This is a genomic window from Streptomyces siamensis, assembly GCF_039543605.1.
GTDB classification, from domain to species: Bacteria; Actinomycetota; Actinomycetes; order Streptomycetales; family Streptomycetaceae; genus Streptomyces; species Streptomyces siamensis.
Map to the genome: position 1 here is coordinate 317,812 of NZ_BAABKB010000021.1, position 13,419 is coordinate 331,230.

The 13,419-nt window shown below is 69.6% G+C and carries 11 protein-coding genes; 8 read left to right on the forward strand and 3 right to left on the reverse strand.

Features of this window, described 5'->3' with window-relative positions:
* The first annotated feature begins 24 nt into the window (after window positions 1-24).
* The 4 genes from ABEB03_RS25880 to ABEB03_RS25895 all read left to right on the forward strand — a co-directional run bounded on the left by ABEB03_RS25880 (window position 25) and on the right by ABEB03_RS25895 (window position 5,310).
* Window positions 25-1,188 (forward strand): CU044_5270 family protein, encoded by a 1,164-nt coding sequence (locus ABEB03_RS25880; protein WP_345654121.1) that lies wholly within the window; start codon window positions 25-27, stop codon window positions 1,186-1,188.
* A gap of 273 nt (window positions 1,189-1,461) precedes the next feature.
* Complete coding sequence (locus tag ABEB03_RS25885) at window positions 1,462-2,331, forward strand: L,D-transpeptidase family protein (protein ID WP_345654124.1); 870 nt, start codon at window positions 1,462-1,464, stop codon at window positions 2,329-2,331.
* 130 nt (window positions 2,332-2,461) lie between these two features.
* The gene (locus ABEB03_RS25890) at window positions 2,462-2,626 is read left to right on the forward strand and encodes a hypothetical protein (protein ID WP_345654127.1); all 165 of its coding nucleotides are present in this window, start codon (window positions 2,462-2,464) and stop codon (window positions 2,624-2,626) included.
* A 248-nt stretch (window positions 2,627-2,874) separates the two neighbouring features.
* Complete coding sequence (locus ABEB03_RS25895; RefSeq protein WP_345654130.1) at window positions 2,875-5,310, forward strand: SpoIIE family protein phosphatase; 2,436 nt, start codon at window positions 2,875-2,877, stop codon at window positions 5,308-5,310.
* Between the two features lie 108 nt (window positions 5,311-5,418).
* Here ABEB03_RS25895 and ABEB03_RS25900 read toward each other — a convergent pair whose 3' ends face one another.
* Complete coding sequence (locus ABEB03_RS25900; RefSeq protein ID WP_345654134.1) at window positions 5,419-6,252, reverse strand: PIG-L family deacetylase; 834 nt, start codon at window positions 6,250-6,252, stop codon at window positions 5,419-5,421.
* A gap of 190 nt (window positions 6,253-6,442) precedes the next feature.
* Between ABEB03_RS25900 and ABEB03_RS25905 the strand changes: the two genes are divergently transcribed.
* Window positions 6,443-7,363 carry a DUF5829 family protein gene (locus ABEB03_RS25905; RefSeq protein WP_345654138.1) on the forward strand — a complete coding sequence of 307 codons (921 nt, stop codon included), beginning with the start codon at window positions 6,443-6,445 and terminating at the stop codon, window positions 7,361-7,363.
* Between the two features lie 346 nt (window positions 7,364-7,709).
* Complete coding sequence (gene rox, locus ABEB03_RS25910; RefSeq protein ID WP_345654142.1) at window positions 7,710-9,293, forward strand: rifampin monooxygenase; 1,584 nt, start codon at window positions 7,710-7,712, stop codon at window positions 9,291-9,293.
* Between the two features lie 325 nt (window positions 9,294-9,618).
* On the opposite strand, the gene ABEB03_RS25915 is transcribed toward rox, so the two are convergent.
* Both ABEB03_RS25915 and ABEB03_RS25920 read right to left on the reverse strand, forming a co-directional pair.
* On the reverse strand, window positions 9,619-10,110 hold the full coding sequence (locus ABEB03_RS25915) for a hypothetical protein (protein WP_345654145.1): 492 nt from the start codon (window positions 10,108-10,110) through the stop codon (window positions 9,619-9,621).
* Between the two features lie 257 nt (window positions 10,111-10,367).
* Window positions 10,368-11,792 (reverse strand): aldehyde dehydrogenase, encoded by a 1,425-nt coding sequence (locus ABEB03_RS25920; protein ID WP_345654147.1) that lies wholly within the window; start codon window positions 11,790-11,792, stop codon window positions 10,368-10,370.
* 154 nt (window positions 11,793-11,946) lie between these two features.
* Between ABEB03_RS25920 and ABEB03_RS25925 the strand changes: the two genes are divergently transcribed.
* Together ABEB03_RS25925 and ABEB03_RS25930 are read left to right on the forward strand one after the other, a co-directional pair.
* Complete coding sequence (locus ABEB03_RS25925; protein WP_345654150.1) at window positions 11,947-12,621, forward strand: TetR/AcrR family transcriptional regulator; 675 nt, start codon at window positions 11,947-11,949, stop codon at window positions 12,619-12,621.
* A gap of 34 nt (window positions 12,622-12,655) precedes the next feature.
* Window positions 12,656-13,324, forward strand: coding sequence for an NAD-dependent epimerase/dehydratase family protein (locus ABEB03_RS25930; protein WP_345654153.1), 669 nt, complete (start codon window positions 12,656-12,658; stop codon window positions 13,322-13,324).
* Window positions 13,325-13,419: the final 95 nt, after the last annotated feature.

Here is a 13,419-nt window from a genome sequence, read left to right on the forward strand (position 1 = left end):
CGAACCGCACGTCGAGGGGACGTCATGAAGACGCTCGCGGCAGCCCGGCCCGCCGAGCTGGACCCGAGCCTGTTGGCCGACTCGCCCCGGCAGCGTGAGGACTTCGCCCACATCACGGCCGAATCGCGGGAGCGCCCTGTCGGCACCTCCTCGGTGTCCCCGGTCCGGTTGCGCCCCCGACTCCTGCCGCTCGGAGCGGTCGCGACGATCGCCGCGTCCGCGGTCGTGCTCAGCGTTCTCGTCGGGCAGGGCACGGGCGACACCACGAGCACTCCGGCGGCGACGCGTCCGCCGTCCAGCACACCCGCCACGCTGAACGACCGTATGGAACTGCTCGGTGTGGCGCAGGCTGCGGAGACCGCGGCGGCCGACGGCACGTACTGGCAGGTGACCACACGTTCGGAGAACGTGGACGTCGTCGGCGAGCGGGGACGGCGCTACACCCTGCGCAGCACCTCCACCGAGAAGTGGTCGGTGGGTGTGCGCTCGGGAACCCAAAGCCTGATGGTCTCAGGTCTGGACGCGAGGACCGCACCGCGCACTGCTGCGGACATGGCGCGGTGGCGGGACGCCGGTTCACCGCATCAGGTGGAAGGACAGGTGAAGGCCGACAGCCGGCTCAAGGTGCGCTTCACCGTCGGAGCCGGCCGACCGATGGTCATGCACACCAACATGGGCAACAAGATCTACGCCCTCGGCCCGAACAACGTCTCCTACCACGACCTGCGCGCACTGCCCACGGACACCGGCACGTTGCGCCAGGAACTGCTCCGGCTGTACCGGCAGGACGGTGGTGCCGACGGACGCACCGCCTGGATGCTGCGCCAGATCGCCAACCTCATCACCATGCCGGTGAAACCGGGGACCCGGGCCGCCGCCTACCGAGTGCTCGCAGACCTGCCCGACATCCGCGTCGAGGGCCCCGCCACCGACCCCCTGGGCCGTTCGGGCATGGCCATCATCCTCCCCGTGAGGGCAACGACGGTACTGGGGGCAGTGGAGCAGCGGCTGGTGGTGGACCCCGCCACCGGTGCCCTGCTGTCCGATCAGAGTGTCTTGGTGGAACCGTCGGCCGTCGCACGGGACGCGGGGCTGAAGCCCGGCGCGACGGTGCACTACGAGGCGACCACCCAGATGGAGTGGGCCCACCGGCAGATCACCGTACCGGCGAATGCCAAGGAAGGCTGAAGCCCCGGAGAAGACATCTGCACCAGGTCACCGACCTGGCTTCTCCGCACGGCAGTCGAAGGGCAAGGAAGGCGTGCTCTCGCCGGTGGGGACCTGCGCGGCGAGCACGCCCCCGGCCCGCCGGACGACGGCGTTCTCGCTCCGCTCCCACGGTCCGCGCCGCTCCGAGCCGCCGACACACGTTCAGGCAACTCACCGACTGACCACGCGAGATCGGACGAGCGCGTCCGCAGACCGACCACCCACTCACATGTGTCATCCAGGTTGAGGACCATGACGTCATCCACACACCGATCGTCCCTGCGGGCTGCCCTCCTCGCGCCGCTCGACGAGCGCTCGGCCACCGGCCGTGGCAGCCGCCGCCCGCACCGTCTGCTCATACCCGGCACCGTCCTGGCGCTCACGTTCAACCTCGCCGGATGCTCGGGCGCCGGAACGACCGATGCGGTCCGGCCCGCGGCGCTCGAAGCGCACGGCGCCCCCTCCGGTCCCGGCAAGAGGCAGCCGTCGCCCCCGCGCGCGGCGGGGGGCGGCGATGCCCTCGCCGCTCCCGTCCACGCACAGCTGCCGGGCCTTGGCCCGCACACGCTGGCGAAGATCCCCGCCCACACGCGTCAGGTCGTTCTCGTCACCGGCGAGGCCAAGAACTCCTCCACCGCGCAAGCGGTGCTGTACGAGCGCACGGGCGCGGGCTGGGAGCCGGGACCCACCTGGCCCGCCCACAACGCCCTCAGGGGCTGGACGGACGACCACCATGTGGATGATCTCCACTCTCCCATCGGTGTGTTCTCTCTCACCGACGCAGGCGGACGGCTCGCCGATCCCGGCACCCGGCTGCCTTACCACCACACGGCGGCCTTCACCACCGGCGGTCTGGGTTTCCGGGGCGAATCGCTCGCGGGCACCTTCGACTACGTCGTCGCCATCGACTACAACCGCAGGACCGGAACATCACCCCTCGACGGGACCCACCCGCAAGGCGCGGCAAAGGGCGGCTACATATGGCTGCACGTCGACCATGGCGGCCCCACGCACGGATGTGTGAGCCTGCGGAGGAAGGACATGCGGGCGCTGTTGCGTGCCCTCGAACCCGCTCGGCATCCCGTGATCGTCATGGGGGACGCCTCGTCCCTCAGCCGGTGACGACGATGCGGCCGGTGTCCTCGGCACGGTCGTCACCCCGTCGGGACTGATGCAACGTCAAGAGGTCGCGGTCAAGCGCGAGCCCGGTTGCTGCCGGACTCGATCGGCAGCGGACCGTGGCCACTCTCCAGTGAACTCGGCCGACCGCCGCGAAACCGCCGCCCTCGGCCGCGGGACACCCCAGGGCGCGTTCAACACCACCAACGCCGTTCTGGCAGCGCTCTCGGTCACCGCCTCCGTGCTCATCCTGTTCGCGGGCAAAGCCGGGGCGGGCAGGACCGCCGTCACGGACTGAACCGACCCGTCGCCTGCGGCCCACCGTGCGCCGGCGACGGAGTGGTCGCCTCACCGACCTGCGTGACGGTGTGGTCCCGGGCAGGTGGCACCCCATTTCTTGTACGCGATTCCTTGTACGCGCTCAGCGCCGCCCTGCCGCCCCCGCCGAACCGCAGAACCGCAGAACCGCCGACCCGAAGGGACGGGAGAGTCGCGGACTGAGACAGGGGGGAGGAACATCGGAGTCACGGAGGCAAGGTGGTGGTTATGGGGACTCCGTCGATGCTGTTCAGCGAGAGTCCGGAGGATCCGTTCGCCCTCGGGCATGGCGCCTCGGCAGTGCTCGACGATCAGGGCACAGTGGTCGGCTGGAGCACACGTGCACAGGAACTGCTGGGCTATACGGCCAAGGAAGTGATCGGTCGGGCGTGGCAGGACCTTCTGGTCGACGCCCGTGACCTACCTGCTGCGCGGTCCGTCGTCGTGGACGCCATCAGGGCGGGAGGCTGGTTCGGAGTCCTGCCCATCCGGCACCGCGACGGACAGCGCGTGGAGATGGGCTTTCGGGCCCGTGCGACCACCCGTGAAGGGGACGCTCAGGAGTGGATCCTGGTCGGTGCCCCGGCCGCGGAGGTCATTGCCTGGCAGCGGGACCGTGCGCTGCTGGACGGCCTGTACCGCCGGTCCCCGATCGGTCTTGTCACCTACGGCCCGGACATGAGAGTGATTCGGGTCAACCGTGCGATCGAAAAGGCGAGCGGCGTCCCTGCCGAGGCGCCGGTGGGCCGCCGCCCCCGCGAATTCATGGTCGACGAGGACGCAGGTCCGGCCGAGGAGCGGGTGCGACAGATCCTGGAGACCGGCCAGCCGTGGATCTTCACGGAGCAGTCGGCCCGGACACGGCATGATCCGGGTCGGGAACGGATGGTGTCCGTCTCGGGATTTCGGATGGAAGACTCCTCGGGGCGGGTTCTCGGTGTCGCCGAGACGATCGAGGACGTCACTCAGCGCCACCGGGCCCGACGCAGACTCACGCTGCTGAACGAGGCGAGCGCCCGTATCGGAACCTCACTGGACGTGACGAGGACGGCTCGGGAACTGGCCGAGGTGGCCGTCAACGGCTTGGCCGACTACTGCTCGGTGGACCTTCTGCAGCCGGTGACGGTCGGTGACGAACCGCCTCGGGGTTTGAGAGGTTCCCTGTTCCGGGTGGCCCTCGCGCCCCCGGAACACCGGGTCCCGTTCCAGGAGGGCGAGGTGGTCCCGCTCCTTCCGGAGTCTCCGCAGGCGCGGTGCCTGGCCGAGCGCCGCACGATTCTCGAACGGCTGCTGTCCCTTCGCCCCGAGTGGTACGCAATGGACCGGCGACGGGTCGAGGTCGCCTTGGGTCTCGGCGTTCATTCGCTGATCGCCGTACCCCTGGTGGCGCGGGGCCTGGCACTGGGCGTGGTGAGCCTGTGGCGAGCTCGCCATTCGGAGCCTTTCGAGGATGACGATGCCGCGGTGGCCCAGGAGTTTTCCTCGCGCGCCGCCGTCTGCATCGACAACGCGCGCCGCTTCACCCAGCAGCAGAGCGCGGCTCTGACGCTGCAGCGCAGTCTGCTGCCGAGCGCGGCATCCGACCTGCCGGCCGTCGAGGTGGCCTGCCGATACCTCCCGGCGAGCGGTGAACCGGGCATCGGCGGTGACTGGTTCGACGTGATCCCGCTGTCAGGGGCCCGGGTCGCCCTCGTCGTGGGAGACGTGGTCGGCCATGGGATCCACGCTGCGGCCTCGATGGGCCGCCTGCGCGCCGCCGTGCGCACCCTGGCCAGCCTCGACCTGGAACCGGACGAGGTGGTTGCCCGGCTGGACGATCTGGTCGGTCTGCTGGCCGCCGAGCTGGAGGCGAACTCCGACGGCAGCCGGTCGGCGGTGGAGCAGGTGCTCGGAGCCACCTGCCTCTACGCGGTCTACGACCCTGTCTCCCGGCGCTGCTCCCTGGCACGCGCCGGCCACCCGGCACCGCTGGTGTCCACTCCGGAGGGCGAGGTGACCATGCTCGACCTGCCGGCGGGGCCGCCGCTCGGCCTCGGGGGACTGCCGTTCGAGACGTGCGACCTCGACCTCCCCGAGGGCAGCCTGCTCACGCTCTTCACCAACGGCCTCCTGGAGGCGCGCAGCGGTGACATCGACGCCGCGCTGGAGAGTCTGCGCGCACGTCTCACCCGCCCCGCCGACCCTTTGGACCGCACCTGCCAAGCCGTGGTCGAAGGGCTGCTGCCCGTCGGACACGTCCCCAGCGACGACATCGCGCTGCTCATCGCCCGTACCCGGGTGCTGCCGCCGGAGAATGTCGCCTCGTGGCAGCTCCCCCTGGAAGCGACCGCCGCTGCCCGCGCCAGGGAGCTGACCACGGCGAAACTGACCGAATGGGGGTTGACGGAGCTGACCTTCACCACCGAACTGGTCGCCAGCGAGCTCGTCACCAACGCCTATCGGTACGCGGCCGGCCCCGTCACCCTGCGCCTCATCCGTGCGCAGTGCCTGATCTGCGAGGTGTCCGACACCAGCCACACTTCCCCGCACCTCCGAAGGGCCCTCATCACGGACGAGGGCGGACGCGGGCTCTTCCTGGTCGCACAGCTCACGGAGCGGTGGGGCACCCGCTACAGCCACGACGGCAAGACCGTCTGGACGGAGCAGCCTTTGCCGCACTCATGACCCGCTGCCCCCGACGACCTGCGCAAAAGCCGTCGGTGGGGGCCCTGAGCTGTACGAGCTCTTCCGCCGGGCAAGGACGCACTCCCGGGCCCCCGGTGGGCCGGCGGATCAGCGGAGTCCGGCGAAGAGGTCGTGTTCGGGCACGGCCGCGCCGGTGGTGTCCTGGACACGTACGAAGGTCTCGACACCCATCAACTCGGTGAACCTCTCCTGGCCCATCCTGAGGAAGAAGATGTTCTCGCCCTGGCTGGCGTGCGCCGCCAGCGCGTCGAACTTCTGGCCACCGAACGCGGTGGTGTCCACCCAGGTGGTGATCTCCTCGTCGGGGAGTCCGATCTCGGCGATCGCGGCGGCCTCGGCGGGATCCGGCTCCTGACCGTCCGCACCGAACTCGCGCATGACCTCGCCGAACCGCTGCATCATCGAGCGTGGCGCAGTCGTCCAGTACACCTTCGGCGTCACCTCGGTCATCGCCAGCGCCGCCATCGTGATGCGATTGGCCTGGATGTGGTCCGGGTGGCCGTAGAAGCCGTTCTCGTCGTAGGTGACGACCACATCGGGCTGGTAGAGCCGCAAGAGTTCCGCAAGTCGGGCAGCACCCTCCTCCACGGGCGTCTGCCAGAAGGATCCGGGGGCGTCATTGGCCGGCCAGCCCATCATCCCGGAGTCGGCGTAGCCCAGCGTCTCCAGATGAGTGACCTTCAGGACTTCGCAGCTGGCTTCGAGTTCCTGACGCCGCATCAAAGCGACCGCCGCCGGATCGTGCCCGGGATCGCCCGGCTTGACACCATCCGGTCCGTCACCGCAACCGCCGTCGGTACACGTCACAAGGACCGTGCGCATGCCCTCCGCCGCGTACCGGGCAAGGACACCCCCTGTTCCCGTGGCCTCGTCGTCGGGGTGGGCGTGTACCGCCATGAGCGTCAAGGGCCAGTCATTCATGAAGCATTCCTCCTGTGCGAAAAGGCCTCGGTCCGAATCCGAGGCGGGCGTATCAGCGGTCGTCCCTGGTGGGGGAGCGGCGCCTCGCCGATCACCAAGTGTCAAGCATTTCGGCCTGGATCGAAAAGAACAGCGACCGCATCGTCCCCGTCCTACGATCTCGCACATGCTGATTCGCCGGACATTACGGATGATCATCGTGTTCGCTGTGGCCCTCACCGGAGCGATCGGCGGTGGTGTGGGGACCGCGCAGGCGGAGGGGAGCCGGTCCTCCCACGACCGGCAGCTGTTGTTCTACAACCACTCCTACGGAGTCCTCGACCGGGAGACCGCCGACGCCATCGAGCACTCCGACTATCTGCGGGACTTCGCCAACTTCCAGGTCCGCACCACGACCGGTACCGGCGGACAGACCTGGACCGGCCGCTATCTGATGGGCCGTGAGACCTACCTGGAACTGTTCGGAGTCGGCGACCTCGCCGGCCAGGACGGCACCCTCGGCTCCGCCGGGCTGGGCCTGTCGACCGAACGAGCGCAAGACCTCGCGACCGTCACCGAGCGGTTGAAGGACGAAGGCGTCACCGACCCCGTCGAATTCCTCCAGACCCGGGACTTCGGTGACGGTGTGCCCGTGCCGTGGTTCGACGCCGTCCTCACCGCCACCGAGTACGACGCCTTCGGAGCCTGGGCGATGGAATACCGACCGGAGTACTTCGCCGATCCTCGCAGCAACACCGAGCCGGCGAGTTCTCCCGGTGACGTCGGCCGGGAGCGCTACCTGTCCGACGACTACCGCACCCACCTGATGCGTGACGTGACGTCGGTCCGCCTCGCGGTCACCGAGGGCGACCTCGCGGACACCGTGCCGCTGCTGCGGGCCGGCGGGTTCGCCGTCCGGACCGTGACGGGCGGTGGCGTCGTGGCGGAGCGTGGCGGCACCACGATTCGGTTCGACGCCGTGCCGCGCGAACAGGCTGGGTTGCAGCGGGTCGACATGTCGCTCAACCGGCCCTTGAAGGACCGGCATGTGGAGCGGATCGGTCGGTCGACGCTCGTCGTCGGCCCCGGAAGCCGTGCCGTGTGGACGTTCGCCGACAACGGCACCCGGTAGACAGTGGGGTGCGCTCCCTCGACGGGGGCGCACCCTCAGAAGGGTTACGGCGCCGACGAGCTTCACCTCGCGCTCGCTCGTCTTCCTCGAGCGCCCGCGACATCGCCGTCACCGTCTTCGTCTCCCCATGAGACCGCCCTTCTGCCTGGTCTCAGAGCCGGGGAAAAGATTGGACGGGGTGGTGCTCGGGCTTGTAGCTTGCAGTGGACCGCGACACCGCCCGAGGAGGTGAGACCCATGAACGCAGTATCGACGTGGGTGCTCCCCCTTCCCGTCACGGCCGGCGACTGACGTAGGTGTCGCCGGGAGCGCCTCCACAACAAGGCACTCCCGAAAGGCAACACCTATGGACTCTTCGCAGTTCACCTCCGAGCCGTCGTCGAACGACACGGTCGAGCGCGACGTCGCCGTGAGCGAGGTCCCCGGACGCCGGTCGTCGAGCTCCGGCGCCGATCGCGCGCCCCTCATCTACGACGTGATCATTGTCGGGTGCGGGCCGACCGGTGCGACGCTGGCCGCCGAACTACGGCTGCACGGCGTGCGGGTACTCGTTCTGGAGAAGGAGACCGAGCCCGCGTCGTTCGTCCGCATCGTCGGGCTGCACATGCGCAGTCTCGAACTGATGGCCATGCGCGGACTGCTGGACCGCATGCGCGAGCACGGAAGACAGCGTCCGGCCGGCGGATTCTTCGCCGCCATCGACAAACCCGTGCCCCGGGGTCTGGATTCCGCGCACGCCTATCTGCTGGGCATCCCGCAGCCGGTCGTCGTTCGCCTGCTCGAAGAACATGCGACGCAACTGGGTGCGCAGGTCCGACGCGGTTGCGCGGTGGCCGATTTCACGCAGGACGACGAGGGCGTGACCGTCCAGCTGGCCGGCGGGGGCACCCCTGCCGGTGAGGGCGTAGCCGGCGGGGGAGTCGAACGGCTGCGTACGCGCTATCTCGTCGGCTGTGACGGCGGGCGCAGTACGGTGCGCAAACTGCTCGGCGTCGGTTTCCCCGGCGAGCCCTCGCGGACCGAGACGCTGATGGGCGAGATGGAAGTGGGTGTGCCGAAGGAGGAGATCGCCGCCAAGGTGACCGAAATCCAGGCGACCGACAAGCGATTCAGTCTCAGGCCCTTCAACAATGGGGCGTATGGCGTGGTGGTCCCCGCCGCGGGAGTGAGTGATCGCGCCGAGCCGCCCACCCTCGAGGATTTCAGGGAACAACTGCGCGCCATCGCCGGAACCGATTTCGGCGTGCACTCCCCGCGCTGGTTGTCCCGCTTCGGGGATGCCACCCGGCTGGCCGAACGCTATCGGGTAGGGCGGGTGCTGCTGGCCGGTGATGCGGCACACATCCATCCACCCACCGGCGGTCAGGGCCTCAACCTGGGCGTTCAGGACGCATTCAACCTCGGCTGGAAACTGGCCGCACAGATCCGCGGCTGGGCGCCGGAAACACTGCTGGACACCTACCAGGCCGAACGCCGTCCGGTCGCCGAGGACGTGCTGGACAACACCCGTGCCCAGATGGAACTGCACTCCACCGAGCCGGGCCCGCAGGCCGTGCGCAGGCTGCTCACCGAACTGATGGACTTCGACGAGGTGAACCGCCATCTCATCGAGAAGATCACCGCGATCGGCATCCGCTACGACTTCGGCGAAGGCCCCGACCTGGTCGGCCGCCGCCTGCGCGACATCGACGTGAAGCACGGCCGCCTCTACGGCCTGCTGCATCGCGGCCGCGGCCTGCTGCTGGACCGCACCGAACGCCTGACCGTCGGCGGCTGGTCGGACCGGGTGGACTACCTCGCGGATCCCACTGCGGCACTGGACGTTCCGTGTCTCCTGCTGCGCCCCGACGGCCATGTCGCCTGGATCGGCGACGATCAGCAGGACCTGGACGACCACCTCTCGCGCTGGTTCGGCGAGCCCGTCGGCTGATTCGCCCGAGCAGCCAAAACGCCCGTGAGGAGGATCGGAACGGCCCGTAGCGACTGACGGTCGGAGGGCCGGCCGCAGCATCAGCCGTGGTGCTCCGACGCCAGGGTCGGCCTGCGAGGAGGGCCGGCCTCCGAGCGACGACCGGAAGACGGCGGAAGAGCACCACGGAGTGGAACGGCGCGGGCGGCCGGTCCGCGACGGTCGACCGGACCCTCGGAACATCCCGGCACTGACGCCGGCCGGACGCTCTCGCCGACCTGGTTCACAACTGGCTTACCTGGTAAAGGGTGTCGCCCCAGTTCCGACGGACATCGTCGGCCGGGGATCACTGCTGCGGACAGGGGAGCCACACATAGCCGGGCCGGAAGGGAACCCAAGCCGGGCCCAGGGCGAGGCGGGTACGGAGGTGATCGGCGAGAACAAGGCCGGGCAGCGTGCCGTCGGCGAGTTCCTCCGACCATTCGGATTCCAGTTCGTCGATGTCCAGGAGGCACTCCGGGTCCCAGCCCACCATGGCAGCGACGTAGCCCTCGAAACGTGCGAGCAATCTGTAGAGGCCACAGCCGAGTTCCGTCAGCTCCGACTCGGTGAGGTCGAACCGCGGCAGACTGCCGTCGGCTGCAACGCGATGGCCGACGGCCACCGGAAGGACGCTGAGCTGCACAGTGGTCCCGGCTGTCGACAGCATGGGCCGATGCAGCGGGATCCGGAAGGCGCCCGCGCGGAGCGTGTACGGCCACGGCTCGATGGACGCCGCCGCCCGGGCCGCCTGGACGTCGCTGCCGAAGTCCATCACCAATTCGAAGCACACTGCCACGATTTGCCCCCACCGTCCGTGCCCCTGCTGGGTCACCTGTCAGATACCGCGCTCACGGTGCCGACTAACAGCTCAAGTGCCGACCGGGGGATCGGTCACAGCTGAGCGCTGTGACCGGGGGCTGTGGTTGACCACCGCCACGGCGCGGGTCCGCGCCTGCCCGCGCGCCCGGACACCAAGGTCACGGTGTCCCCTCGGCCCGAAGGAAGCGGGTTGGGGCGTCGAGCAGCGAGGACTGCGACTGAGGGCCGCGCGGATCAGGCGGCGATGGTCTTGTGCTCGATGTACTGGTTGAGGCCGACGGCCCCGAACTCGCGCCCCACACCGCTGGCCTTGAAGCCGCCGAACGGGCCGTCGAAGGCGGGCATGGCGCCGTTGACGAGCATCAGGCCGGTGCGCACCCGGCGGGCGACCGCCAGCGCGCGCTCACGGTCGGCGGACCAGACGCCGCCGCCCAGGCCGTAGTCGGAGTCGTTGGCGATCCGGACCGCGTCGTCCTCGTCGTCGAAGGGGATGACGACCAGGACCGGCCCGAAGATCTCCTCGCGGGCGATCCGCATCGAGTTGTCGACGTCGGCGAAGAGGGTCGGGGTGACATAGAAGCCGCCCTCCAGGCCCTCGGGAACCTGCGGCCCGCCCGTCACCAGGCGCGCGCCCTCGGCGATGCCGAGTTCGATGTAGGAGCGCACGCGCTCCTGCTGGTCGGCACGGACCATGGGGCCGATGAACGTTGCCGGGTCGGACGGGTCACCGACGGTCAGCGACTCCATCATCGTCCTGACCGCCTCGACGACCTCCTCGTAGCGGCTGCGTGGGGCCAGGATCCGGGTGTGGGCCTGGCAGTTCTCGGCGTTGTTGCCCAGCGAGTGGAACCTCAGCCCCTCGGCGACGGCGGCGGGGTCGGCGTCCTCCAGGACGATCACGGCGGACTTGCCGCCGAGCTCCAGGCTGACCCGCTTGAGCTGCTCACCGGCCAGGGAGGCGATCTTGCGCCCCGCCGCGGTCGACCCGGTGAACGCGATCTTGTCGACGTCCGGGTGGGCGACGAGGTACTCGCTCGTCTCACGGCCCGCGGGCAGCACCGAGACGACACCCTCCGGGAACCCGGCCTCCGCGAAGACCTCCGCGAGCGCCAGGGCGTCGACCGCCGTCTCCGGCGACGCCTTCAGTACCACGGTGGCACCTGCGAGCAGCGCGGGAACCATCTTGGCGAGGGCCGACTGGTGCGGAGCGTTCCAGGGGATGACGGCGGCCACCACGCCGACCGCCTCGCGGCGCAGCAGCGCCCCGGACGCGAGCGGCTCCTCCCACTGCAGGTTCTCGGCGGCGCGCAGGTAGGCAGCGGTCTGCTCGGGCAGGCCGTGCACGTTCAGGCCGGTGGTGATCGCGATCGGCGAGCCGTTCTCCGCCGTGATCAGTGCGGCCATCTCGGCGGACCGGTCGCTGTACAGCTCCTGGAAACGCTTGACCGTCTCCTGCCGCTCCTCGGGCGTCAGCCGCGGCCACGGGCCGTTGTCGAAGGCGTCGCGGGCGGCGGCCACCGCCGCTTCCACGTCCGCCGGAGTGGCGTGCGGAACCGTGCCGACGAGCGACTGGTCGTGCGGGGAGCGGACCTCGATGACCTCGGAACCGGCCGGGGTCACCCAGTGCCCACCGATGAAGAGCTTGTCGTAGGACGTCATGGCACATCTCGCTTTCTGATGCCCTGCTGCGGGCGCGGCCGGCAGGGTGGGGAGCACCGGCGAGTCATTTCAGACCGCCGGTCTATTACGTGCCCACAACGTAAGGGACCGCCGGTCTGATGTCAAAAGACCGGGAGTCTGTAAAGTGGGCTGCATGACGACTTTCCAGCGCGCGCGCAGCGAGGAGCAGCGCGCGATGCGGCGGCGGGCGATCCTCGACACCGCAGCCACGATGCTCGACGAGATGCCCGTGAGTGCGGTCGCCCTCAACGAGCTGAGCCGCCGGGTCGGTCTCGCCAAGTCGAATGTGCTGCGCTACTTCGAGTCCCGCGAAGCGGTCCTGCTGGAGCTCCTCGATCAGGCGTGGAGGCAGTGGAACGCCGATCTGCCCGAGCGGCTTGATGCCGCTGTCGACGCCGGCGCTCCGGTGAGTCGGCGCGGCGAGCAGTTCGCCGCGGTCATCACGCGTACCCTCGCGGAGCGCCGCATCTTGTGCGACCTGCTCAGCGCCCAGGCCGGCGTTCTGGAGCACAACGTCTCGCCCGAGGTCGCCGCCCGCTACAAGAGGGCCGCCCTTTCCAGCGTCGCCGACCTCGCCGCCCTGGCCCGCGTCCACCTGCCTGAACTGGGCGAGCGTGCCGAGCAGTTGTGCGGACAGATGATCATGACCGCCGGGGCGGTATGGACACACGCCCGGCCGTCAGCCGCCATGCTCGCCGCCTACGAGGAAGACCCCTCCCTGGCTGTATACCGGATGGACTTCGCGCCGTCCCTGCAGGAAACCCTGACGACCCTCGTCGCCGGGACCCTCGCCCGCGCGCAGTCCTGACGCGCGGCCCCGCCTCTCAGTCTTTGGAGCAGTCATGCGCGTGGTCATCTTCGGCGCCTCCGGCATGGTCGGGCAGGGTGTCCTGCGCGCCTGCCTCTTGGACGACACCGTCACCGACGTCCTGCTGGTCGTCCGCAAGCCCCTGGGAACGTCCCACCCGAAGGTGCGCGAGGTCGTGCACGCGGACTTCGAGGACTTCTCCGCGATCCGGGACCAGCTGAAGGACCTGGACGCCTGTTTCTACTGCCTGGGCGTCTCGGCGGCCGGGCGGAAGGAAGCGGAGTACACCCGGATCACGTACGCCTACACGCTCGCCGCCGCCCGCGTGGTCGGCGCCGGCAATCCCGCCCTGACCTTCACATACGTGTCGGGCGAGGGCACCGACAGCACGGAGCAGGGCCGCGCGATGTGGGCGCGCGTCAAGGGCCGTACGGAGAACGCCCTGTTGGCGTTGGACTTCCACGCGTACATGTTCCGCCCCGGCTACATCCAGCCCCGGCACGGCGCCGTCTCGCAGACAGGCAGCTACCGGGCGCTGTACCGGGCCACGTCCTGGCTGTATCCCGTCCTGCACCGCCTCGCGCCGAGGCACACCACGACGACTGAACACCTGGGGCGGGCGATGATCGCGGTCGCCGGGCAGAAGGGCGACGAGCCCCATGTACTCGACAGCGGCGACATCAATCGGCTCGGCGCACCTTGACCACAGCGCGCCTGCGCAAGGTGAAAAGCCGAGACGGAGCCCGGCGACCGGGCTCCGTCCGGACAGCAGGTCCGGCCTCGAACGCATGCCGGTGG

Coding starts and splice junctions, on each gene's coding strand:
- ABEB03_RS25920 (WP_345654147.1), bottom strand. CDS start 11,792: ATGACGTCCTACGACAAGCTCTTCATCGGTGGGCACTGGGTGACCCCG.
- ABEB03_RS25905 (WP_345654138.1), top strand. CDS start 6,443: ATGATCATCGTGTTCGCTGTGGCCCTCACCGGAGCGATCGGCGGTGGT.
- ABEB03_RS25930 (WP_345654153.1), top strand. CDS start 12,656: ATGCGCGTGGTCATCTTCGGCGCCTCCGGCATGGTCGGGCAGGGTGTC.
- ABEB03_RS25900 (WP_345654134.1), bottom strand. CDS start 6,252: ATGAATGACTGGCCCTTGACGCTCATGGCGGTACACGCCCACCCCGAC.
- ABEB03_RS25885 (WP_345654124.1), top strand. CDS start 1,462: ATGACGTCATCCACACACCGATCGTCCCTGCGGGCTGCCCTCCTCGCG.
- ABEB03_RS25925 (WP_345654150.1), top strand. CDS start 11,947: ATGACGACTTTCCAGCGCGCGCGCAGCGAGGAGCAGCGCGCGATGCGG.
- ABEB03_RS25895 (WP_345654130.1), top strand. CDS start 2,875: ATGGGGACTCCGTCGATGCTGTTCAGCGAGAGTCCGGAGGATCCGTTC.
- ABEB03_RS25880 (WP_345654121.1), top strand. CDS start 25: ATGAAGACGCTCGCGGCAGCCCGGCCCGCCGAGCTGGACCCGAGCCTG.
- rox (WP_345654142.1), top strand. CDS start 7,710: ATGGACTCTTCGCAGTTCACCTCCGAGCCGTCGTCGAACGACACGGTC.